Here is a 22,741-nt window from a genome sequence, read left to right on the forward strand (position 1 = left end):
TCATGTTGAATTTCCTTATCAGTTGTGGGGACAACAGATGAGGAGTTTGACATGGGCAGGTCTTTACAGGCAGAGCCAGAACCGAGGCGATAACCACGTCCATAGGACGTGGTTTTAAGTTGGCAATAAAAAAACCCGGCATTTCGCCGGGTTAGGTGAGAATTGATGATGACGCAGCGTGATTAACGCATGATGCGATCGCCACGTGAAACGCCCACGATACCGGAGCGTGCCACTTCAACAATTTCGGCAACCTCGCGAACGCTATTCAGGAAGGCGTCCAGTTTGTCACTGGTGCCTGCCAGCTGAACCGTGTACAGCGTCGGCGTCACGTCGATAATCTGACCGCGGAAGATCTCGGCGTTACGTTTTACCTCTTCACGGCCATAACCGCTGGCCTGAATCTTCACCAGCATAATTTCGCGCTCAACATAGGCGCCCTGCCCCAGCTCGGTCACGCGCAATACATCCACCAGCTTGTGCAGCTGCTTTTCAATCTGCTCCAGTACCTTCTGATCGCCCACCGTCTGAATGGTCATCCGCGACAGTGTCGGATCGTCGGTCGGTGCCACGGTCAGGCTTTCAATGTTATAGCCGCGCTGCGAAAACAGACCGACGACACGGGATAATGCGCCGGATTCGTTCTCCAGCAGAACTGATAAAATGCGACGCATAATTATGTCCTCTCCGTTTTGCTTAACCACATCTCATCCATGCTGCCACCGCGAATCTGCATAGGGTAAACGTGCTCGCTACCGTCAACGGTGACATCCACAAACACCAGACGTCCTTTCGCCAGCATTTCCAGCGCCAGCGTCAGCTTCTCTTCCAGCTCAGCCGGGTGCTCAATCGCGATGCCGACATGTCCATAGGCTTCCGCCAGACGCACGAAGTCAGGCAGCGATTCCATATAAGACTGGGAGTGACGACCGGAATAGATCATATCCTGCCACTGCTTCACCATGCCCAGCACCCTGTTATTCAGGTTTAGCACCAGCACCGGCAAATCGTACTGCAGCGCGGTAGAGAGCTCCTGAATGTTCATCTGGATACTGCCATCGCCCGTTACACAGATCACGGTCTCTTCCGGCAGCGCCATCTTCACGCCCAGCGCTGCGGGCAGACCAAAGCCCATGGTGCCGAGACCGCCAGAGTTAATCCAGCGGCGCGGTTTGTCGAAAGGATAATAGAGTGCAGCAAACATCTGATGCTGACCCACATCCGAGGTGACGTACGCATCGCCTTTGGTCAGACGGCTGATGGTTTCAATCACGGCCTGCGGCTTGATTTTGTCGCTGGTGCGATCAAATTCCAGGCAGTGACGACTGCGCCAGCCTTCGATCGCCTGCCACCAGTCATGCAGGCTCTCAGCACGCTGGCTTTCACTTTGCGCCAGCAACTCCAGCATCTGCTGCAGTACCTGTTTCGCATCGCCCACAATCGGAATATCCGCCGCTACGGTTTTGGAGATAGAGGTCGGGTCGATATCGATGTGCATCACCGTGGCGTTGGGACAATATTTCGCCAGGTTGTTAGTGGTGCGATCATCAAAGCGAACACCGATACCAAAAATCAGATCGGTATTGTGCATCGTCATGTTGGCTTCGTACGTGCCGTGCATACCGAGCATGCCGACGCACTGACGGTGGGTGCCCGGGAACGCGCCCAGCCCCATCAGCGAAGTTGTCACCGGAATATTCAGGCTTTCGGCCAGCTGCAACAGTTCTGCTTCGCAGCCTGCGGTGATGGCACCGCCACCCGCGTAAATCACCGGCTTCTTCGCGGCCAGCAAGGTGGTCAACGCGCGCTTAATCTGCCCTTTGTGGCCCTGAATGGTCGGGTTATAAGAACGCATACTTACCGAATCCGGCCAGTGATAAGGCAGTTTATTAGCCGGGTTAAGAATATCTTTTGGCAGGTCGATCACCACCGGTCCCGGACGTCCGCTGGAGGCCAGCCAGAACGCCTTTTTCAGTACGGTTGGGATCTCTTCGGTGCTTTTCACCAGGAAGCTGTGCTTCACCACCGGTCGAGAGATGCCAACCATATCGCACTCCTGAAAGGCGTCATAGCCAATCAGCGACGAGGGAACCTGACCCGACAGGATCACCAGAGGAATCGAGTCCATATAGGCGGTGGCGATACCGGTAATCGCATTGGTTGCACCGGGTCCTGAGGTGACCAGCACCACGCCGACTTCACCAGTAGCGCGCGCCAGGCCGTCAGCCATATGCACCGCGCCCTGCTCATGACGCACCAGAATGTGATCGATACCCCCGACGGTTTGCAGCGCATCATAGATATCTAAGACTGCGCCACCCGGATAACCGAATACCTGCTTAACGCCCTGATCGATTAACGAGCGGACGACCATTTCGGCTCCTGACAACATCTCCATCTTCTGCCTCCAGGCTTGAGGACCCGGCCCGGTTACGACGCCCGCTGGTACGTAACACGTTGCCCTGGTGCCTGCTTTGCCAATCAAAATCTTATGTTTATGCACGACAGCGAAAACATGTGCCGCTGTCCTGTTACAGAGAAATCTGTTGAGTTCATTGTTCTGAGAGTAGGTCAATTACCATAACCGCAGTTAACCGGGCAGGCAAACCGTAAACCCGCGTAAATTAAAAGGCCGGGACATAAAGGCTCTGCCTGATAAGAATTGGCTGCGCGGATTAAACTAATTACGTCGCAGAACCGCAGAGGAAAATGCTGGGTCCGAAATTATTTTCAGCGTGATCTAAGAAATAACGAAAACTTATTACCGGCTGCAATAGCCCACAATCGCCTGACACTTTTCTTTTCTGGCGTAATTAACCAGTAAATCAATGAAATGCATTGGATTATGCTAACCGACAGGTGATAAATGCTGTGCCACCCCAGAGCGCAAGAAAAATAAATCCTTTTAATTTCAATAAAATAAATTCAAAAGTCGACAACCAGACCCCGCATTCTGGCGCTGATGGCCTCTGCCGAGACTGAGGCGCTGTTCATTACGCTGCCTGACCGGTAAATAACAGAATATCTTCCTTCATCGTCCCGGAGAATACCCCTGCATTGAAGGTTGACATCCCTGAGCGATTCCAGTACCAATATGTACAGCACAATATTTTATAAGGTTTGAATCCATGTTTCGTTCTGTTCGCCTTCTCGGTCTACTACTAAACGCACTCAGCTTGCGCGGTAGACTTGTGGGCGGAATCAAACACTGATTCAAACCTGCTGAAAGTTAAAAACCCGCGCCTGTCGCGGGTTTTTTTATGCTCGTTGCCAGGCCCGAAAAAAGCAAAAGGATGAATACGATGAGCCAGCAAGTCATTATTTTCGATACCACTCTGCGCGATGGTGAGCAGGCATTACAGGCCAGCCTGAGTGTGAAAGAAAAATTGCAGATTGCCTTAGCGCTGGAGCGTATGGGCGTGGATGTGATGGAAGTGGGTTTCCCGGTCTCCTCACCCGGCGATTTTGAATCCGTACAGACCATTGCGCGCACCATCAAAAACAGCCGGGTCTGCGGTCTGGCCCGCTGTGTGGAAAAGGATATTGATGCGGCGTACGAATCACTGCGCGTTGCCGAAGCCTTCCGTATTCATACCTTTATCGCTACCTCACCGATGCATATCGCCACCAAACTGCGCAGCACGCTGCCAGAAGTGATTGAGCGTGCGGTGCATATGGTGAAGCGTGCACGTAACTACACCAGTGACGTTGAGTTCTCCTGTGAAGATGGCGGCCGTACGCCAATTGATGACCTGTGCCGGATGGTTGAAGCGACGATTAACGCCGGTGCAACCACCATCAACATCCCGGATACCGTTGGCTATACCCTGCCAGGCGAATATGCTCACATCATCAGTGAGCTGATGAACCGTGTTCCCAACATCGACAAAGCGATTATCTCTGTCCACACCCACGACGACCTGGGGATGGCAACCGGTAACGCCCTGGCTGCCGTTCAGGCTGGTGCACGTCAGGTTGAAGGCACAATGAATGGCCTGGGTGAACGTGCCGGTAACTGTGCGCTGGAAGAGGTGATCATGGCGCTCAAAACCCGTCAGCAGATCATGAACGTGCATACCACAATCAATCATCAGGAGATCTATCGCACCAGCCAGATGGTCAGCCAGATCTGCAACATGCCGATTCCGGCTAACAAGGCAGTCGTTGGTTCCAACGCCTTCGCCCACTCCTCCGGCATTCATCAGGATGGCGTGCTGAAGAATCGCGAGAACTATGAAATCCTGACGCCAGAGTCGATTGGCTTACACAAAATCCAGCTGAACCTGACCTCACGCTCAGGCCGTGCGGCAGTAAAACATCGTATGGAAGAGATGGGCTATGCAGAGCAGGATTACAATCTGGATGCCCTGTATGACGCCTTCCTGAAACTGGCTGACAAAAAAGGTCAGGTCTTCGATTACGACCTGGAAGCGCTGGCCTTCATCAACAAACAGAATGAAGAGCCGGAGCACTTCCAGCTGCACGAATTTAACGTCCAGACCGGTTCCAGCATGACTGCTACCGCCTCAGTGAACCTGGGCTGCGGTGATGTTGCTAAATCGGATGCCGCTACCGGTAACGGTCCGGTTGATGCGGTCTATCAGGCGATTAACCGCATCACGCAGTTTGACGCTGAGCTGGTTAACTACAAGCTGACCGCGAAAGGCCACGGCGAAAACGCGCTGGGTCAGGTCGATATCGTTGTGAGCTACAACGGCCGTAAATTCCACGGCATTGGTCTCGCGACCGATATTGTCGAGTCCTCTGCGAAAGCGATGGTCAATGCCCTGAACAATATCTGGCGTGCCCGTCAGGTTGAACAAGAATTGCAGCGCAAATTTAAAGATCAGAAGGAAACTGTATAACTATGTCCACCTCCTCTCATATCGCAGTTTTACCCGGCGACGGTATCGGTCCGGAAGTGATGGCCCAGGCGATGAAAGTGCTCGATGCCATTCGTCAGCGCTTTGATATGCAGATTACCACCCAGGAATATGCGGTCGGCGGCATTGCTATCGATCAGCACGGCGAACCCCTGCCGCCCGCAACTGTTGCAGGCTGCGAGCAGGCCGACGCGATCCTGTTTGGCTCCGTTGGCGGTCCGAAGTGGGAGCATTTACCCCCCGCATCACAGCCGGAACGCGGTGCACTGCTGCCGCTGCGCAAGCATTTTAAGCTGTTCAGTAACCTGCGTCCGGCGGCGCTCTATAGCGGATTGGAAGCCTTCTGCCCGCTGCGCGCCGACATCGCCGCGAAAGGCTTCGACATTCTGTGCGTGCGTGAACTGACCGGCGGCATCTATTTTGGTCAGCCGAAAGGACGCGAAGGCAGCGGCCCGGAAGAGCGTGCCTTTGATACCGAGGTCTATCACCGTTTCGAAATTGAGCGCATCGCCCGTATCGCGTTTGAGTCTGCGCGTAAACGCCGCAATAAAGTGACCTCGGTGGACAAAGCCAACGTCCTGCAGACTTCAGTCATGTGGCGTGAAATCGTTAATGAAGTGGCGAAAGAGTATCCGGACGTGCAGTTGAGCCACATCTATATCGACAACGCGACCATGCAGCTGATCAAAGACCCGTCGCAGTTTGACGTGCTGCTCTGCTCCAACCTGTTCGGTGACATTCTGTCTGATGAGTGCGCCATGATCACTGGCTCAATGGGTATGCTGCCGTCCGCCAGCCTGAATGAAGCGGGCTTCGGCCTGTTCGAACCGGCGGGTGGTTCAGCACCGGATATCGCCGGACAGAACATTGCTAACCCGGTCGCCCAGATTCTGTCGCTGTCATTACTGCTGCGTTACAGCCTGAATGCCGATGCCGCTGCCGACAGTATCGAGCGCGCCATCAGCCGTGCGCTGGAACAGGGCTACCGTACCAAAGATTTAGCCGGTGATGGCCCTGCGGTCAGCACAGATGAGATGGGCAGCATCATTGCCCGCTTTATCGCCGAGGAAAAATAAAAAAATGAAAACCTTATACCAGAAGTTATTTGATGCACATGTCGTCCACGAAGCGCCGAACGAAACGCCGTTACTCTATATCGATCGCCACCTGATCCATGAAGTCACCTCGCCACAGGCTTTTGATGGTCTGCGCGCACACGGACGCAAGGTGCGTCAGCCGGGCAAAACCTTTGCCACCATGGATCACAACGTCTCTACCCAGACCAAAGACATTAATGCGTCGGGCGAGATGGCGCGGATTCAGATGCAGGAGCTGATGAAGAACTGCGAAGAATTTGGCGTACAGCTGTATGACCTGAATCATCCATTCCAGGGCATCGTCCACGTTATCGGTCCTGAGCAGGGTATGACGCTGCCAGGCATGACCATTGTATGCGGTGACTCGCACACCGCCACCCACGGCGCGTTTGGCTCACTGGCCTTTGGTATCGGCACCTCCGAAGTAGAGCATGTGTTTGCGACTCAGACTCTGAAACAGGGTCGGGCGAAAACCATGAAGATTGAAGTGCTGGGCCAGGCATCAACCGGCATTACCGCCAAAGATATCGTGCTGGCGATCATCGGTAAAACCGGCAGCGCAGGCGGCACCGGCTATGTGGTTGAGTTCTGCGGCCCGGCGATTCAGGCGCTGAGCATGGAAGGTCGTATGACCCTGTGCAACATGGCGATTGAGATGGGTGCGAAAGCGGGTCTGGTGGCACCGGATGACACTACCTTCAACTACCTGAAAGGTCGTCAGTTCTCACCGCAGGGCGAGAAATGGGAGCAGGCCGTTGAATACTGGCGCACCCTGAAGTCAGATGAAGGCGCGAAGTATGATGCGGTAGTGACGCTGCATGCTGAAGAGATTGCACCGCAGGTCACCTGGGGCACCAACCCGGGTCAGGTGATTGCCGTTGATCAGGTGATCCCGAACCCGGCCTCATTCGCCGATCCGGTTGAGCGCGCCTCCGCGGAAAAAGCGCTGGCGTATATGAATCTGCAGCCAGGCATCAAACTGACCGATGTTGCGATTGATAAAGTGTTTATCGGCTCCTGCACCAACTCGCGCATTGAAGATCTGCGTGCCGCCGCCGCTATCGCCAAAGGCCGCAAAGTCGCGCCTGGCGTGGTCGCGATGGTGGTGCCAGGTTCCGGCCCGGTAAAAGCGCAGGCTGAAGCGGAAGGTCTGGATAAAATCTTCCTGGAGGCGGGCTTCGAATGGCGTCTGCCAGGCTGCTCAATGTGTCTGGCGATGAACAATGACCGCCTGAATCCGGGCGAGCGCTGTGCCTCAACCAGCAACCGTAACTTTGAAGGTCGTCAGGGCCGTGGTGGACGTACCCATCTGGTCAGCCCGGCGATGGCCGCGGCGGCTGCCGTGACCGGCCACTTTGCCGACATCCGTGAACTGACGACAGGAGCTTAAGTCATGGCGAATAAATTTACTCAGCACACCGGCATTGTTGCGCCGCTGGATGCCGCGAACGTCGATACGGACGCGATCATTCCCAAGCAGTTTTTGCAGAAGGTCACCCGCACCGGTTTCGGTCAGCATCTGTTCCATGACTGGCGCTTTGAAGATGACGCCGGTACGGTGCCGACGCCCGGCTTTGTGCTGAACAAGCCAGAGTTCAAAGGCACCAGCATCCTGCTGGCACGCGAGAACTTTGGCTGCGGCTCATCACGTGAGCATGCGCCCTGGGCGCTGACGGATTTCGGTTTCCACGTGGTGATTGCGCCGAGCTTCGCGGATATCTTTTACGGTAACAGCTTTAACAACCAACTGCTGCCGGTGAAATTAAGCGAAGAGGAAGTGGATGAGCTGTTCCGGCTGGTTGCGGCTCAGCCAGGCATCAGCTTTACGGTCGATCTGGAAGCGCAGACGGTCACGGCGGGCGATAAAGTCTATCCGTTTGAACTCGACAGCTTCCGCCGCCACTGCATGATCAACGGCCTCGACAGCATCGGTCTGACGCTGCAGCATGAAGCGTCTATTTCGCAGTATGAGCAGAATCAGCCCGCATTCCTGCGCTGATTGCGTTAAAGAAGGCCTAATCAGGCAGCAACGATTAAGTTTAACGCGCAGGGAACACGGGCAGAGGAGGAAAGCGTCCCGCGCCATGGACGGCGCGGGCCGAGCGGCCAGGGATTGGCTTAAGCGACTTTCCGATCTGACCGTGTTCCCTGAGCAGGCTCGATATCACAGATGGCTGGGCCAGATTTTTTGAGTAACTTCAAATAAGGGCGACATCCGGTCGCCCTTCTCTTTTATACGTCGCGCACCCGCGCCGACATCACCAGCGCCACAATCGCCAGCCCGAATGCCAGCCAGTAAACCGCCTCATGCCCCAGCCGCTCACTCAGCGTTCCCTGAATCACCCCGGCCAGAATCATGCCGGTCGAGATCGAGTTAGTGAACATTGTGGTCGCCGCGCCGGGCCGCCCGGGCATCAGATCCTGGAACCACAGCATGCCGATACCCGCAATAATCCCGACAAATACCGCGTTAAACAGCTGCAATACCATCAGCGAGGTGCGGGAATTGAACAGCACCAGCCCCAGATAAAACAGGACGCCGGCGGCTACCGCAATCAGCATTAACCTGCGCTTACCGATGCGACGCGCGTAATGTCCCGCCAGCAGCATCACCGGAATCTCCAGCCCGGCCGCCGTCCCCATCAGCAGACCGGCCAGCTTCTCCGGCAGCCCCAGCGTGGTGCTGATATAGAGCGGCATATCGATGATATACATCGTGTTGCAGGTCCACATCACGACGGAGGCGATGAAGAGCAACCGCACATCCCGATCGCGCCAGCCGCTTATCGGTAGCCCGCCGCTTTGCATCAGCGGCTGCGTGCGTGGCACAGACGGCAGCGTGAACCAGACCAGCAGGATACAGATCAGAAACAGTGCGGCAGCCACCATAAACAGCGTCACAAAACCGTAGTTCAGCGCCAGCGCGAAGGACAGCGGTGGCCCGATTACCCACGCCAGCGACAGCTGCGCACGCATCACCGAACTGAACATCACCGCTTCACGCGCTGACTGATCGGCATACTCCCGCGCCAGCGCAAACAGCTGAGGCATAGAGACGCTGGCCAGCGCCGACAGCAGCACACCCAGCGTCAGCAGGGTCAGATAGTGGCGGGTAAAGGCAAACAGCAGCGCATTCACCAGCGCCATCAGGCAGCAAAAGAGAATGATATGACGACGATCGCCGACGCTGTCTGAGCGCTTAGCCACCAGCATACTCACCACGATACCGGCCACCGCATTGATGGTAAAAAACAGCCCGACCCAGAAGGGCCGCGCCTGCACCTCGCGCGTCAGAAACAGGCTGAGCGTCGGTGCCTGTAATGCGCCCGCGATACCCAGCATGAACGAGGCGACCATAAAAGCGAGGTAAACCGGATTGATGCGGCGCTGCCGCGTTAACAGCGATTTCATAGCGAAATCCCTTTCAGAACAAACAGAGGGGAAAAAGAAGGGTAGACGATACCGCGCAACATGAAAAAAGCCAGCAGAGATCATCTGCTGGCGGTGTAAATGCACCCTACTCAGAAAAGCACTCCACTGAACAGCGAAGTGAGGGTCGAACGCCATTCATTGCTGAATGCCTCCCGCTCTTCCCATAGCGCAAAGTTTGCTCTTAAAATGAGGTAGAAAAAACAGAGCGCTTTTTACCAGGAGTTCCCCTTTTATGTCATCATCACGTCTGAAGCAGCAGTTCATTCGCCTGTGGCAGAGCTGCAAGGGGCAATCGCAGGAGATTACCCTCAATGAACTGGCTGATCTGCTGCATTGCTCCCGACGTCATATGCGTAATCTGCTCAACCGGATGCAGGCTGCTGGCTGGCTGATCTGGCAGGCGGAAGCCGGGCGCGGCAGACGTTCGCAGCTCTCCTTCTGCTATACCGGCCTGGCGTTGCAGCAGCAGCGTGCTGAGGATCTGCTGGAACAGGATCGCATCGATCAACTGGTCCAGCTGGTGGGCGATAAAAACCAGGTGCGGCAGATGATTGGGGCGCACCTGGGACGCAGTTTCCGCCAGGGCAAGCATATCCTGCGGGTGCTCTACTATCGTCCGCTGCTTAACCTGCTACCCGGTTCAGCACTGCGGCGCTCGGAAACGCATATTGCCCGCCAGATTTTTAATGGCCTGACCCGGATAAATGAGGAAAACGGGGAAATCGAGCCTGATATTGCACACCACTGGCAGCAGACCTCTCCGCTTCACTGGCGTTTCTTTGTGCGTCCGGCGATTCGCTTCCATCACGGCAGAGAACTGGAGATGGAGGATGTGCTCGCCACGCTGGAGCGTCAGCGCTCCCATCCTCTCTTTTGCCATATAGAGCAGATTGACTCACCTGCCCCCTGGACGCTGGACATTCGTTTAAGCCAGCCTGACGAGGGTTTACCCTGGCTGCTGGGCAGCGTCAGTGCGATGATCCTGCCGCGCGAATGGCCGACGCTGCGGGATTTTGCCCGCCAGCCGGTTGGCACGGGTCCTTACCGGGTGATACGCAATCAGGAGAGCCAGCTGAAGATCGAAGCGTTTGATGACTACTTCGGGTTTCGCGCCCTGATTGACGATGTCTCTATCTGGGTACTGCCCGACATCAGCGATGAACTGGTCTATGCCGGTGTCCGTCTGCAGGGTGACAGCATTGATGAGATTCAGGAGGAGAGCCGCCTTGAAGAGGGCTGCTACTATCTGCTGTTCGATCAGCGTTCAGAGCAGGGTCGCAACGAGGCGGTACGGCGCTGGGTCAGTTACCTCTTTAACCCCATCGCTCTGCTCAATCATGCCGGTGTTGGTTATCAGCGTTACTGGTTTCCGGCGTATGGCCTGCTGCCGCGCTGGCATCACCGGCGCGACCTGACGCCAGTGGAAAAACCGCCCGGCTTAACCCACCTGACGCTGACCTGGTACAGCCAGCACGTGGAGCATGAAGGCATCGCTAATGCGCTGCGTCCGCTGCTGGCAGCGCATGGCGTCACGCTGGAGACCCGTGAGATTAGCTACGAAAGCTGGTATCAGGGCGACGCGGAAAGTGATATCTGGCTGGGCAGCGTAAACTTCACCCTGCCGCTGAATTATTCGCTGTTCGCGCAGCTTTATGAGATTCCGCTACTGCATCACTGTTTGCCGATCGACTGGCACGGCGATGCGGCCCGCTGGCGCGAGAAAACCCTGCCGCTGGCCGAATGGAGCAAACAGCTGGTTGAAGAAGCCGGTCTGCATCCGCTGTTTCACCACTGGCTGCTGCTGGAAGGCCAGCGCAGTATGCGCGGTGTGCGGATGAATACCCTGGGCTGGTTTGATTTTAAATCAGCCTGGTTTGCGCCACCGGCGCTGTGACGCTTTCGCCCTGGCGCTGAAATGACTAGAATGTGATGTTCTCAACGGGGTGCGGCCTGCCACAAGCAAGCCGCTGAGAGAGACCCGTCGAACCTGATTCGGTTAATACCGACGTAGGGATTTGAGAGGCCTCTGTGCTCAGATCCTTTGCGACTCATCCCCTATTCTCCTGAAGGAGCGCAAAGTGTTAAACAAAGTTCTGCCGGTGCTGCTGTTACTCTCCGCCCCCGTTCTGGCGGCTAAGCCGGTTCTCACGGTCTACACCTACGACTCCTTCTCCGCCGACTGGGGCCCTGGCCCGGCGGTTAAAAAAGCCTTTGAAGCCCAGTGCAACTGCGCGCTTAAATTCGTCACGCTGGAAGATGGCGTCTCGCTGCTGAACCGCGTCCGCATGGAAGGCAAAAACAGTAAAGCGGATGTGGTGCTGGGGCTGGATAACAATCTGGTGCAGGCCGCGCAGAAAACCGGCCTGTTTGCCGAAAGTCAGGTCGACACCTCGACATTAAAACTGCCCGATGACTGGCACAACACCACCTTCGTGCCGTTCGATTATGGCTACTTCGCCTTTGTCTATGATAAAACCCGGCTGAAAAATCCGCCAGAAAGCCTGAAAGCGCTGGTCGACAGTCCGGAGAAGTGGCGGGTGATCTACGAAGATCCCCGCACCAGCACGCCCGGCTTAGGTCTGCTGCTGTGGATGCAGAAGGTCTATGGCGATCAGGCTCCTCAGGCCTGGCAAAAGCTGGCGCAGAAAACCGTGACGGTGACGAAGGGCTGGAGTGAAGCCTATGGCCTGTTCCTCAAGGGCGAAGGCGATCTGGTGCTGAGCTACACCACCTCACCGGCTTATCACATCATCGAAGAGAAGAAAGAGAACTACGCTGCCGCGTCCTTTGCCGAAGGACACTATCTGCAGGTTGAAGTGGCCGCGCAGTTAGCCAGCAGCAAACAGCCAGCGCTGGCGCAGCAGTTCATGACGTTTATGGTTTCGCCTGCGTTCCAGCGCACCATCCCCACCGGCAACTGGATGTACCCGGTGATCGACACGCCACTGCCTGCCGGTTTCGCGGCGCTTACTGTGCCTTCTACCGCCCTGCAGTTCTCGCCGGAAGAGGTTGCCAGCCAGCGCTCGGGCTGGATTAGCCAGTGGCAACGCGCCGTCAGCCGCTGATGCCGCGCTGGCTGATTCCCGGTTCCCTCGCCACAGCGTTATTGACACTTGTGGCGTTTCTGGCCTTCGGCGCACTATGGCGCGCCGCGCCGGACACGGACTTACGTGGCGTGCTGCAGGATGACTACCTGCATCACGTTATCGCGTTCTCTTTCGCTCAGGCGCTGCTCTCCGCCCTGCTGTCGCTGCTGCCTGCAGTGCCGCTGGCGCGGGCGCTCTATCGACGTCGTTTCCCAGGCCGCCAGCTGCTGCTGCGCCTGTGTGCCATGACGCTGGTGCTGCCGGTACTGGTCGCGGTGTTTGGGCTGCTGACCGTCTACGGTAGCAATGGCTGGCTGGCGCATCTGTGCCAGCTGCTCGGCATCGGTTATTACTTCTCGCCCTATGGCCTGTCGGGCATCTTGCTGGCGCACGTCTTCTTTAACCTGCCGCTGGCGACCCGCCTGATGTTGCAGGCGCTGGAGAGCATCCCGGCGGAACAGCGTCAGCTGGCGGCACAGCTCGACCTGCGCGGCTGGCACCATTTTCGTCTGCTGGAGTGGCCGTGGCTGCGGCGTCAGCTGCTGCCGACCGGCGCGCTGATCTTTATGCTCTGTTTCGCCAGCTTTGCCACCGTGCTGTCGCTGGGCGGCGGTCCGCAGGCCACCACCATTGAGCTGGCGATATTCCAGGCGCTGAGTTATGACTACGATCCCGGACGTGCGGCGCTGCTGGCGCTGATCCAGCTCGGCTGCTGTCTGACGCTGGTGCTACTCAGCCAGCGCTTCAGCAAAGCGATTCCCGCGGGAACCAGCCAGCTGAACGGCTGGCGCGATCCGCAGGATTCCCGTGCGGCACAGCTGATGGATGCGCTGCTGATCGGGCTGGCGCTGATCCTGCTGCTGCCTCCGCTGGCGGCGGTCATCGTCGATGGTCTGCACGGTGGAGTGCGAGGCGCGCTGGCACAGCCTGCACTATGGCAGGCCACTTTGACTTCATTGCGCATCGCCATCGGTGCCGGTCTGATCTGTGTGGTGCTGACCATGATGCTGCTGTGGAGCAGTCGGGAACTGCGTCTGCGTCAGCGTCCGGCGGCGGCACAGTTGATCGACACCAGCGGCATGCTGATACTGGCGATGCCAGGCATTGTGCTCGCCACCGGCTTTTTCCTGTTGTTCAACGCCACCATCGGCCTGCCCGAGTCGGCCGACGGGCTGGTGATCTTTACCAATGCGCTAATCGCTATTCCCTATGCGCTGAAAGTGCTGGAAAATCCGATGCGGGATGTCGCAGAGCGCTATGGCAGACTCTGCGATTCTCTGGATATCCACGGCTGGAACCGTCTGCGGCTGATTGAGCTGCGGGCGCTGAAGCGTCCGCTGGCTCAGGCACTGGCCTTTGCCTGCGTGCTGTCGATTGGTGATTTTGGCGTGGTGGCGCTGTTTGGCAGCGCCGACTTCCGCACGCTGCCGTTCTACCTTTATCAGCAGATTGGTGCCTATCGCGGCGCAGATGGCGCGGTCACTGCCCTGCTGTTGCTGCTGCTCTGCTTATTGCTGTTCACGCTAATGGAAAAATTACCAGGCCGCCATGCTGACACTTGATAACCTCACTTACCTTTATCAGCATCTGCCGATGCGCTTCAGCCTCAGTGCCACACGCGGCGAGCGCATCGCGATCCTCGGACCCAGCGGAGCCGGTAAAAGCACGCTGCTGAGCCTGATCGCCGGTTTCCTTCCGGTGAAACAGGGTACTCTGATCATTGACGGCCAGGCGCACACTCACAGCGTCCCGGCCAGACGGCCGGTTTCCATGCTGTTTCAGGAGAACAACCTGTTTCCGCACCTCAGCGTGCAGCAGAATATGGCGCTGGGACTGCATCCGGGATTAAAACTCAGCGCTAAGCAGCGTCAGCAACTGATGGTGCTCGCCGAGCAGGTGGGATTAGGCGATCTGCTGACCCGTCTGCCGGGCGAACTGTCGGGCGGACAGCGACAGCGCGTGGCACTGGCACGTTGTCTGCTGCGTGATCGTCCGGTGCTGCTGCTGGATGAGCCTTTTTCTGCGCTGGATCCGGCGCTGCGTGGCGAGATGCTGCAACTGGTGCGTTCAGTGTGCGAAGCGCGCAGCATCACGCTGCTGATGGTGTCGCACAGTCTGGAAGATGCACAGCAGATTGCGCCACGCAGCGTGGTGATTGTGGATGGACGGGTGTACTGGGATGGGGAGACCCGACAGCTGCTATCGGGCGATACGCGGGAGGCCGAGGTGCTCGGCATCCCGCGTCGTTAAGCATCAGGCGATGAAAACCTGCCACAGCAGATGCCGGAAAACCGGCATCATCGGATGGAACTGAATGCCGACGAACGCCGCCACGGCGATCACCAGCCCCAGCGGTCCTGCCCAGCGCAAACGCTCAGGCGGCAGCCAGGCCGTGGCCCAGTCGCGGCTTTTGCCGCTGCGCCACCAGCGCCAGCCTAACCAGCCGCCAAGCCAGATCAGCAGCGCTGCGCCGAGTAACAGCCATTTAAAGCTGCCCCCCTGCGCCGCTTTTGGCACGTCAATTGCCACTCCTGCCAGAATACCGGGCAGCAGATAGAGCGGCGGCCAGAGAATGCAGCCAATAAGGTTCGGTGGCAGAAATTTACGCACCGGCAGCTCCAGCATACCGGCCGCCAGCGGGATCAGCGGACGCGTCGGGCCGACAAATCGCCCGACAAGAATCGTAAACATGCTGTGCTGATGCAGGGCGTGCTCGGTTTTATCCAGCAGGCCTTTATATTTTTGCAGATACTTCCAGCGATGCAGCGGCCCCTGGAATTTCCAGCCAATGCCGTAGGAGACCCAGTCACCGATCAGGCAGCCGGCAAAGCCCGCAGCCCAGGCAGGATAAAGGCCAAGTTCGCCACTGCCGATCAGCGCGCCCAGACTGGCCATCATTACCGTACCTGGCAGCAACAGCCCGACCAGCGCCAGCGACTCCAGAAATGTCACCAGCGCAACGGCAAACAGCGCCCACTCCAGAGACTGCGTAATCAGTTGTTGAATCCAGGCTTCCATAGTCGTCCTTAGTAAAAGCAGAATGCTGGATTGTCCAGAGCCAGCCACACAGCGTCAAGGCAAGAATTGTAGGACAATGTTGACAAAACTCAGTAACGGGAACTGTATAAATATCCATGGTATACTTACGCGGTTTTCTCACCCCTGAATTGCTGAGTCCGGAGAACATCTGAATATGCCCCGCGCAGGTTTTCTGCTCACCCGCCACTGGCGCGACAGCCCGCATGGCACCGAAATTATCCTCTGGCTTGCCACCGATGCCGGCGCGCAGCGTGTGGTGCTGCCGGTGCAGGAGTCTGTCGCGTTTATTCCTGAAGAATTTCAGGCGCAGGTCAGCGAATTACTCAAAGATGAGCGTCAGTTTCGGATTCAGTCGCTGGCGCTGAAAGATTTCCGCCGCCGCCCGGTTTTTGGCCTCTACTGCCCGCAGAACCGTCAGCTACAGCGCATCGAAAAGCGGCTGCGCGAGCAGGGCATTCCGGTCTACGAGGCAGATATCCGTCCGCCGGAGCGCTACCTGATGGAGCGTTTTATTACCGCACCGGTCTGGTTTGACGGCGAGCAGCGCGGCGACAGCGTGGTTAATGCGCGGCTCAAACCTCATCCCGACTATCGCCCGCCGCTGAAATGGGTCTCACTGGATATTGAAACCACGCAGCACGGCGAGCTTTACTGCATCGGGCTGGAGGGGTGCGGTCAGCGCCAGGTCTTTATGCTCGGCCCGCCAAACGGTGATGCCAGCACGCTGGATTTTGAGCTGATCTATCTCGATAGCCGCCCGCAGCTGCTTGACGCGCTGAACCAGTGGTTTGCAGAGCATGACCCGGACGTATTGATTGGCTGGAACGTGGTGCAGTTTGACCTGCGGGTGCTGCAGAAGCATGCCGACCGCTACGGCATTCCGCTGCGTCTTGGCCGCCAGCAGATGGCGCTGGAGTGGCGGGAACATGGCTTCAAACCGGGCGTTTTTTTCGCGCAGGCCAGCGGCCGGTTAATTATCGATGGCATCGATGCACTGAAATCGGCGTTCTGGGATTTTCCGTCGTTCAGCCTGGAGTCGGTATCACAGCAGCTGCTGGGTGAAGGGAAAGCGATCGATAACCCCTGGCAGCGCATGGAGGAGATCAACTGGCGCTTCGCCAACGATAAACCGGCGCTGGCACGTTATAACCTGAAAGACTGCGAACTCGTGACGCGCATTTTTCATAAGACGGCGATTATGCCGTTTCTGCTGGAACGTGCGGCGGTAAATGGCCTGGCCGTCGATCGCCACGGCGGTTCGGTGGCGGCTTTTGGTCACCTCTATATCCCGCGGATGCATCGTGCCGGTTTTGTCGCCCCCAACATGGGCGATGTCGCCCCGGAAGCCAGTCCGGGCGGCTATGTGATGGATTCGCGCCCCGGCCTGTATGACTCGGTACTGGTACTGGATTACAAAAGCCTCTATCCGTCGATTATCCGCACCTTCCTGATCGACCCGGTGGGTCTGGTAGAGGGTCTGGCTCATCCGGATGATGCCGATTCAGTCGAAGGTTTCCGCGAAGCGCGTTTCTCACGGCATACCCACTGCCTGCCTGCAATTGTTGAGCAGATCTGGCTGGGTCGTGAAGCGGCGAAAAAGCAGAACAATCAGCCATTGTCCCAGGCGTTGAAGATCATCATGAACGCCTTTTATGGCGTGCTGGGAACCAGCGCCTGCCGCTTCTTCGATCCGCGTCTGGCCTCCTCGATTACCCTGCGCGGTCACGCCATCATGCAGCAGACCCGCGCACTGATTGAGGCAGAGGGCTATGACGTTATCTATGGCGATACCGACTCCACCTTTGTCTGGCTGAAGTCCGCTCACAGCGAAGAGCAGGCCGCCGCAATCGGGCAGCAGCTGGTGCAGAAAGTGAATGCCTGGTGGCGTGACCACCTCCAGCAGACTCAGGGACTGACCAGCGCGCTGGAACTGGAGTATGAAAGCCACTTCTGCCGCTTCCTGATGCCGACCATTCGCGGCGCGGAACAGGGCAGCAAGAAACGCTACGCCGGACTGATTCGTGACGCTGCCGGTGAGCGCATGGTCTTCAAGGGACTGGAGTCGGTACGAACCGACTGGACGCCGCTGGCCAAACAGTTTCAGCAGCAGCTCTACCATCGTATTTTTCACCGTGAGCCATGGCAGGACTACATCCGCATGACCGTCGCGCAGTTGCTGGCGGGTGAACTCGACGATCAGCTGATCTACAAAAAGCGTCTGCGGCGGCCGCTGAATGAATATGAACGAAACGTGCCTCCACACGTACGTGCCGCCCGGCTGGCCGATGAGCAGAATCGTAAATTAAACCGGCCATTGCAGTACCAGAAAGGTGGCCGTATTCGTTACGTTATGGCGACGGCAGGCCCGGAGCCACTGGAGGCGCGTAGCACGCCGCTGGACTATGACCACTATGTGACGAAGCAACTTCAGCCGGTCGCAGAGGGCATTCTGCCCTTTGTGGGTGGGGATTTTGCTACACTGATTACCGGGCAACTGGGGCTTTTTTGACAGGTGACGAACGCCCTGCCATCCAGTACCATAGCGCCCTTCCTGAAACTCACCGCTCTTACTCCCGCTCCAGGCCTTGTTTGTCTGGCGGTAACGCTATTGCCTGAGCTTTGGGAACACCTCTAAAAACGTTAAAATTTGAGCAAAAAAAATATGGTTTTTACATTAGGTCAGCGCTGGATTAGTGATACGGAAAGTGAACTGGGACTGGGCACCGTGGTGGCGATCGATACCCGCATGATCACCCTGCTGTTTCCGGCCACGGGGGAAAACCGCCTCTACGCCCGCAACGATTCGCCGGTTACCCGCGTCATCTTTAATCCGGGTGATACCATCACCAGCCACGAAGGCTGGCAGATGCGCGTCGATGAAGTACGCAACGAAAATGACCTGATGACCTATATCGGTACCCGGCTGGATACCGAAGAAAGCGACGTGATGCTGCGCGAAGTGATGCTCGACAGCAAGCTGGTATTCAGTAAGCCGCAGGATCGTCTGTTTGCTGGCCAGCTCGACCGGATGGATCGTTTCGCCCTGCGCTTCCGCGCCCGTAAATACCAGAGCGAGCAATATCGCCTGCCTGTCAGCGGCTTACGCGGTATGCGCACTAACCTGATCCCTCACCAGTTGCATATCGCCCACGATGTCGGCCGTCGCCATGCACCGCGCGTGCTGCTGGCCGATGAAGTGGGCCTGGGTAAAACCATTGAAGCCGGGATGATCATCCAGCAGCAGCTGCTGGCGGGTCGTGCTGAGCGTGTCCTGATCGTGGTGCCTGAAACCTTACAGCACCAGTGGCTGGTTGAAATGCTGCGCCGCTTCAACCTGCGCTTTGCGCTGTTTGATGACGATCGCTACACCGAAGCGCAGCACGACAGCGATAACCCGTTTGAAACGGAACAGCTGATCATCTGTTCGCTCGACTTTGTTCGCCGTAACAAACAGCGTCTTGAACTGCTGGCCGATGCCGAATGGGATCTGCTGGTGGTGGATGAGGCGCACCACCTGGCCTGGTCCGAAGGCGAACCCAGCCGTGAATATCAGGTCATCGAAAAGCTGGCTGAGAAAACGGCCGGGGTGCTGCTGCTGACGGCGACGCCGGAACAGCTCGGCATGGAGAGTCACTTTGCCCGTCTGCGCCTGCTCGATCCGGACCGTTTCCATGATTTTGCTGCCTTTGTTGAAGAGCAGCAGCATTTCCGTCCGATTGCCGATGCGGTTACAGCGCTGCTGGCTGACAAGGCGATCTCCCAGGAGGAGATGAACCGGATCAACGATTTGGTCGGCGAACAGGACATTGAGCCGCTGCTGCAGGTCGCCAACAGCGATCGTGACGGCAAGCTGGAAGCGCGTCAGGAGCTAATCGCCATGCTGATGGACCGCCACGGCACCAGCCGCGTGCTGTTCCGAAACACCCGTAATGGGGTGAAAGGCTTTCCGAAACGCGAGCTGCATCAGATCCGGCTGCCGCTGCCAGCGCAGTATCAGACGGCAATTAAAGTCTCCGGCATTATGGGTACGCGCAAAAGCGCCGAGGAGCGGGCGCGTGACCTGCTCTATCCGGAGCAGATTTATCAGGAATTTGAAGGCGACAGCGGCACCTGGTGGAACTTCGATCCGCGCGTCGAATGGCTGATGGGCTATCTCACCAGCAACCGTAAAGAAAAAGTGCTGGTGATCTGCGCCAAAGCCGCCACCGCGCTGCAGCTGGAGCAGGTGCTGCGTGAACGTGAAGGCATCCGCGCCGCGGTGTTCCACGAAGGTCTGTCGATTATTGAACGTGACCGTGCTGCCGCCTGGTTCGCCTCAGAAGAGAACGGCGCGCAGGTGCTGCTATGCTCCGAGATCGGTTCTGAAGGCCGTAACTTCCAGTTTGCCAGCCGTCTGGTGATGTTCGACCTGCCGTTTAACCCGGACCTGCTGGAGCAGCGTATCGGTCGTCTGGATCGTATCGGTCAGGCGCACGATATTCAGATTCTGGTGCCGTGGCTGGAGCAGACCGCACAGGCGGTGCTGCTGCGCTGGTATCACGAAGGGCTGGACGCGTTCGAGCACACCTGCCCGACCGGCCGTACCATCTATGACAGCGTCCATTCGCAGCTGATCGGCTATCTGGCCGCGCCGGAGAACAATGAAGGCTTCGATGCGTTTATCACTGACTGCCGTAAACAGCACGACGCGCTGAAATCGCAGCTGGAACAGGGTCGCGATCGCCTGCTGGAGCTGAACTCCAACGGCGGTGAATCAGCGCAGCTGCTGGCCAATGCCATCAGCGAGCAGGATAACGATACTGGCCTGGTGAACTTCGCACTCAACCTGTTTGATATCGTCGGCATCAATCAGGAAGATCGCAGCGATAACCTGATCGTGCTGACCCCTTCCGACCACATGCTGGTGCCCGATTTCCCAGGCCTGCCGGAAGATGGCTGCACCATCACCTTTAACCGCGATCAGGCGCTGTCGCGCGAGGATACCCAGTTTATCACCTGGGAACACCCGCTGATTCGTAACGGACTGGATCTGATCCTGTCAGGCGATACCGGCAGCAGCGCACTGTCACTGCTGAAGAACAAGGCGCTGCCGGTGGGGACCCTGCTGGTCGAGCTGATCTATGTCGTTGAAGCGCAGGCACCGAAGCATCTGCAACTGACCCGCTTCCTGCCGCCAACGCCAATCCGTCTGCTGATGGATACTAAAGGCACCAACCTGGCGGGCAAAGTGGAGTTCGAAAGCTTTAACCGTCAGCTGAATGCGGTTAACCGTCATACCGCCAGTAAACTGGTGAATGCGGTGCAGCAGGATGTGCATGCGATTCTGACACAGGCCGAAGAGAGTGTGGTCAGCGAAGCGCGTGCGGTGATTGATGCGGCACGTGCTGAAGCGAACGAGAAGCTGGGTGCTGAGCTTTCGCGTCTTAACGCGCTGAAAGCCGTCAACCCGAACATCCGCGACGATGAAGTCGAGGCACTGGAAAGCAATCGCGAACAGGTGCTGGAAAGTCTCGATCAGGCTAACTGGCGTCTCGACGCGCTGCGCCTGATTGTGGTGACACACCAGTAAGCTCAGGGGCCGCATGGCCCCTTATTTTTGGAAAGCCCCATGGAACCTTACAATCCACCGCGTGAACCCTGGCTGCACATCCTTTATCAGGATGCGCATATCATGGTGGTGAACAAACCCAGCGGTCTGCTCTCGGTACCCGGTCGTCTGGATGAGCATAAAGATAGCGTGATGACGCGGATACAGCGTGATTTCCCGCAGGCAGAATCTGTTCACCGGCTGGATATGGCGACCAGCGGCGTAATGGTGGTGGCGCTGACCAAAGCGGCGGAACGCGAGCTGAAACGCCAGTTCCGCGAACGGGAGCCGTCCAAGACCTACGTGGCCTGTATCTGGGGGCATCCTGAAAAGGAAGAGGGACTGGTTGATCTGCCGCTGATTTGTGACTGGCCAAATCGTCCAAAGCAGATGGTCTGCTTCGAGACCGGCAAAGCCGCGCAGACGGAGTATCAGGTGCTGGAATATCGTGCGGATAACAGTGCGCGCGTGTCGCTGAAGCCGATTACCGGCCGTTCACACCAGCTGCGGGTACATATGCTGGCGCTGGGCCATCCGATTCTGGGGGATAACTTCTATGCGCACCCGGAGGCCAAAGTGATGGCAGCCCGTTTGCTGCTGCATGCGGAGTCACTGACCATTACCCATCCGGCATTTGGTAATGCCATGACGTTTCGTCAGCCCGCCGATTTTTGAAGTCGACTGCCTGTCACCGTGGCCTCCTCTGTTGCAGAAGAGGCCAGGCGTCACAGTGATTACTTAAAGCCTTTCTCTTTGCGAATCAGATCGTACGCTGCCTGAATTTCCTGCGCTTTCTGCTTCGCCATCTCCATCATCTCTGGCGGCAGCCCTTTCGCCACCAGCTTGTCAGGATGATGCTCGCTCATGAGTTTACGGTAAGCGCGTTTGATCGTGGTGGCGTCATCGCTGCTCTTCACACCCAGCACGCTACAGGCATCTTCCAGCGTTGGGCCGCGTTGCGCCTGCTGGAAACCGCCCGAACTGCGCTGACCACCGCCAAACTGCTGGCCACCCTCCATCATGCGCAGGAACTGATCGAACTGGACCCGTGAAATGCCCAGCTCTTCAGCAATCACATAGAGCACCTGACGCTCGTTGGGATGCAGTGAGCCGTCGGCAAAGGCGGCCTGAATCTGGATCTCCAGGAACATCCGAATCAGATCGAACCGGCCAAAACAGGCGCTGCGCAGTTCACGCAATTTACTGCGTAACGGGTAATCCGCCTGCTTGCCTTCGCGGAACGCACGCTGGGCTGCACTGCGGGAGTCGCCGTGCAGCTGCATCCGTTCCATTAACAGTGAAGCAATCTGAATATCCGCTTCCGTGACGCGCCCTTTTGACTTGGTCAGATGGCCCATCACCTGAAAGGTGGTGCTGAAAAACAGCGTCTGTCGGGTCTGATTATTTGAGAAGTAAGCCTTGCCTTGCGCGCCGCGTACTTTGTCAATCATATGACCAATGATCAAACCGATCACAATACCCCAGAAGCCTGCGCCGGAAAGTAATCCCACCGCCAGACCCATAACTTTTCCCCAGTAGCGCATAAACTCCTCAATTCGCCATGCTTGCGGCTGAAAATTGCATTATCATACCTGTCATTTATCTCAGCGCCTAACG

Annotated in this window: 17 protein-coding genes and 1 riboswitch; of the genes, 12 read left to right on the forward strand and 5 right to left on the reverse strand. The window is 57.3% G+C overall.

Features of this window, described 5'->3' with window-relative positions:
* Positions 1-182: 182 nt before the first annotated feature.
* Together ilvN and ilvI are read right to left on the reverse strand one after the other, a co-directional pair.
* Positions 183-674 (reverse strand): acetolactate synthase small subunit, encoded by a 492-nt coding sequence (ilvN, locus tag F3I20_RS16875; RefSeq protein ID WP_009092152.1) that lies wholly within the window; start codon positions 672-674, stop codon positions 183-185.
* Positions 675-676: 2 nt separating this feature from the next.
* Complete coding sequence (gene ilvI / locus F3I20_RS16880) at positions 677-2,398, reverse strand: acetolactate synthase 3 large subunit (protein WP_150010839.1); 1,722 nt, start codon at positions 2,396-2,398, stop codon at positions 677-679.
* Between the two features lie 730 nt (positions 2,399-3,128).
* On the opposite strand from ilvI, the gene leuL reads away from it, so the two are divergent.
* The 5 genes from leuL to leuD all read left to right on the forward strand — a co-directional run bounded on the left by leuL (position 3,129) and on the right by leuD (position 7,979).
* A complete protein-coding gene (gene leuL, locus F3I20_RS24470; protein ID WP_099257765.1) occupies positions 3,129-3,212 on the forward strand; it encodes a leu operon leader peptide in 84 nt (27 codons plus the stop codon).
* A 90-nt stretch (positions 3,213-3,302) separates the two neighbouring features.
* Entirely contained in the window at positions 3,303-4,865 is a 1,563-nt protein-coding gene (gene leuA, locus F3I20_RS16890; protein WP_150010841.1) for a 2-isopropylmalate synthase, read from the forward strand.
* 2 nt (positions 4,866-4,867) lie between these two features.
* Positions 4,868-5,959, forward strand: a complete 1,092-nt coding sequence (gene leuB, locus F3I20_RS16895) for a 3-isopropylmalate dehydrogenase (RefSeq protein ID WP_098051507.1) — start codon at positions 4,868-4,870, stop codon at positions 5,957-5,959.
* A 4-nt stretch (positions 5,960-5,963) separates the two neighbouring features.
* Positions 5,964-7,370 (forward strand): 3-isopropylmalate dehydratase large subunit, encoded by a 1,407-nt coding sequence (leuC, locus tag F3I20_RS16900; protein ID WP_150010843.1) that lies wholly within the window; start codon positions 5,964-5,966, stop codon positions 7,368-7,370.
* A 3-nt stretch (positions 7,371-7,373) separates the two neighbouring features.
* Positions 7,374-7,979 carry a 3-isopropylmalate dehydratase small subunit gene (leuD, locus tag F3I20_RS16905; protein ID WP_003854779.1) on the forward strand — a complete coding sequence of 202 codons (606 nt, stop codon included), beginning with the start codon at positions 7,374-7,376 and terminating at the stop codon, positions 7,977-7,979.
* A gap of 233 nt (positions 7,980-8,212) precedes the next feature.
* On the opposite strand, the gene F3I20_RS16910 is transcribed toward leuD, so the two are convergent.
* Positions 8,213-9,391, reverse strand: a complete 1,179-nt coding sequence (locus tag F3I20_RS16910; protein ID WP_150010845.1) for an MFS transporter — start codon at positions 9,389-9,391, stop codon at positions 8,213-8,215.
* Positions 9,392-9,644: 253 nt separating this feature from the next.
* Between F3I20_RS16910 and sgrR the strand changes: the two genes are divergently transcribed.
* The 4 genes from sgrR (at position 9,645) to thiQ (ending at position 14,748) form a co-directional block, all read left to right on the forward strand.
* Positions 9,645-11,306: an HTH-type transcriptional regulator SgrR gene (sgrR, locus tag F3I20_RS16915; protein WP_150010847.1), complete on the forward strand. Its 1,662-nt coding sequence runs from the start codon at positions 9,645-9,647 to the stop codon at positions 11,304-11,306.
* 35 nt (positions 11,307-11,341) lie between these two features.
* Positions 11,342-11,444, forward strand: a riboswitch (TPP riboswitch).
* 46 nt (positions 11,445-11,490) lie between these two features.
* Positions 11,491-12,477: a thiamine ABC transporter substrate binding subunit gene (thiB, locus tag F3I20_RS16920; RefSeq protein ID WP_150010849.1), complete on the forward strand. Its 987-nt coding sequence runs from the start codon at positions 11,491-11,493 to the stop codon at positions 12,475-12,477.
* Positions 12,453-14,060 carry a thiamine/thiamine pyrophosphate ABC transporter permease ThiP gene (thiP, locus tag F3I20_RS16925; protein WP_150037636.1) on the forward strand — a complete coding sequence of 536 codons (1,608 nt, stop codon included), beginning with the start codon at positions 12,453-12,455 and terminating at the stop codon, positions 14,058-14,060. The genes thiB and thiP overlap by 25 nt, the downstream gene beginning before the upstream one ends.
* On the forward strand, positions 14,047-14,748 hold the full coding sequence (gene thiQ, locus F3I20_RS16930) for a thiamine ABC transporter ATP-binding protein ThiQ (protein WP_150010853.1): 702 nt from the start codon (positions 14,047-14,049) through the stop codon (positions 14,746-14,748). The genes thiP and thiQ overlap by 14 nt, the downstream gene beginning before the upstream one ends.
* Positions 14,749-14,751: 3 nt before the next feature.
* On the opposite strand, the gene F3I20_RS16935 is transcribed toward thiQ, so the two are convergent.
* Positions 14,752-15,516 carry a DedA family protein gene (locus F3I20_RS16935; RefSeq protein WP_150010855.1) on the reverse strand — a complete coding sequence of 255 codons (765 nt, stop codon included), beginning with the start codon at positions 15,514-15,516 and terminating at the stop codon, positions 14,752-14,754.
* A gap of 169 nt (positions 15,517-15,685) precedes the next feature.
* Between F3I20_RS16935 and polB the strand changes: the two genes are divergently transcribed.
* The 3 genes from polB (at position 15,686) to rluA (ending at position 21,799) form a co-directional block, all read left to right on the forward strand.
* Complete coding sequence (gene polB, locus F3I20_RS16940; RefSeq protein WP_150010857.1) at positions 15,686-18,046, forward strand: DNA polymerase II; 2,361 nt, start codon at positions 15,686-15,688, stop codon at positions 18,044-18,046.
* Between the two features lie 153 nt (positions 18,047-18,199).
* Positions 18,200-21,106: an RNA polymerase-associated protein RapA gene (gene rapA, locus F3I20_RS16945; protein ID WP_150010859.1), complete on the forward strand. Its 2,907-nt coding sequence runs from the start codon at positions 18,200-18,202 to the stop codon at positions 21,104-21,106.
* A gap of 39 nt (positions 21,107-21,145) precedes the next feature.
* The gene (gene rluA / locus F3I20_RS16950) at positions 21,146-21,799 is read left to right on the forward strand and encodes a bifunctional tRNA pseudouridine(32) synthase/23S rRNA pseudouridine(746) synthase RluA (RefSeq protein ID WP_150010861.1); all 654 of its coding nucleotides are present in this window, start codon (positions 21,146-21,148) and stop codon (positions 21,797-21,799) included.
* 59 nt (positions 21,800-21,858) lie between these two features.
* On the opposite strand, the gene djlA is transcribed toward rluA, so the two are convergent.
* Positions 21,859-22,668 (reverse strand): co-chaperone DjlA, encoded by an 810-nt coding sequence (djlA, locus tag F3I20_RS16955; protein ID WP_013356743.1) that lies wholly within the window; start codon positions 22,666-22,668, stop codon positions 21,859-21,861.
* Between the last annotated feature and the right edge of the window lie 73 nt (positions 22,669-22,741).

This window comes from Candidatus Pantoea gossypiicola, from assembly GCF_008632075.1.
Classification (GTDB): Bacteria; Pseudomonadota; Gammaproteobacteria; order Enterobacterales; family Enterobacteriaceae; genus Pantoea; species Pantoea gossypiicola.

Excerpts from the sequence above, each read along its gene's own strand:
- ilvN (WP_009092152.1), bottom strand. The coding sequence starts at position 674 with ATGCGTCGCATTTTATCAGTTCTGCTGGAGAACGAATCCGGCGCATTA.
- ilvI (WP_150010839.1), bottom strand. The coding sequence starts at position 2,398 with ATGGAGATGTTGTCAGGAGCCGAAATGGTCGTCCGCTCGTTAATCGAT.
- leuL (WP_099257765.1), top strand. The coding sequence starts at position 3,129 with ATGTTTCGTTCTGTTCGCCTTCTCGGTCTACTACTAAACGCACTCAGC.
- leuA (WP_150010841.1), top strand. The coding sequence starts at position 3,303 with ATGAGCCAGCAAGTCATTATTTTCGATACCACTCTGCGCGATGGTGAG.
- leuB (WP_098051507.1), top strand. The coding sequence starts at position 4,868 with ATGTCCACCTCCTCTCATATCGCAGTTTTACCCGGCGACGGTATCGGT.
- leuC (WP_150010843.1), top strand. The coding sequence starts at position 5,964 with ATGAAAACCTTATACCAGAAGTTATTTGATGCACATGTCGTCCACGAA.
- leuD (WP_003854779.1), top strand. The coding sequence starts at position 7,374 with ATGGCGAATAAATTTACTCAGCACACCGGCATTGTTGCGCCGCTGGAT.
- F3I20_RS16910 (WP_150010845.1), bottom strand. The coding sequence starts at position 9,391 with ATGAAATCGCTGTTAACGCGGCAGCGCCGCATCAATCCGGTTTACCTC.
- sgrR (WP_150010847.1), top strand. The coding sequence starts at position 9,645 with ATGTCATCATCACGTCTGAAGCAGCAGTTCATTCGCCTGTGGCAGAGC.
- thiQ (WP_150010853.1), top strand. The coding sequence starts at position 14,047 with ATGCTGACACTTGATAACCTCACTTACCTTTATCAGCATCTGCCGATG.
- F3I20_RS16935 (WP_150010855.1), bottom strand. The coding sequence starts at position 15,516 with ATGGAAGCCTGGATTCAACAACTGATTACGCAGTCTCTGGAGTGGGCG.
- rapA (WP_150010859.1), top strand. The coding sequence starts at position 18,200 with ATGGTTTTTACATTAGGTCAGCGCTGGATTAGTGATACGGAAAGTGAA.
- rluA (WP_150010861.1), top strand. The coding sequence starts at position 21,146 with ATGGAACCTTACAATCCACCGCGTGAACCCTGGCTGCACATCCTTTAT.
- djlA (WP_013356743.1), bottom strand. The coding sequence starts at position 22,668 with ATGCGCTACTGGGGAAAAGTTATGGGTCTGGCGGTGGGATTACTTTCC.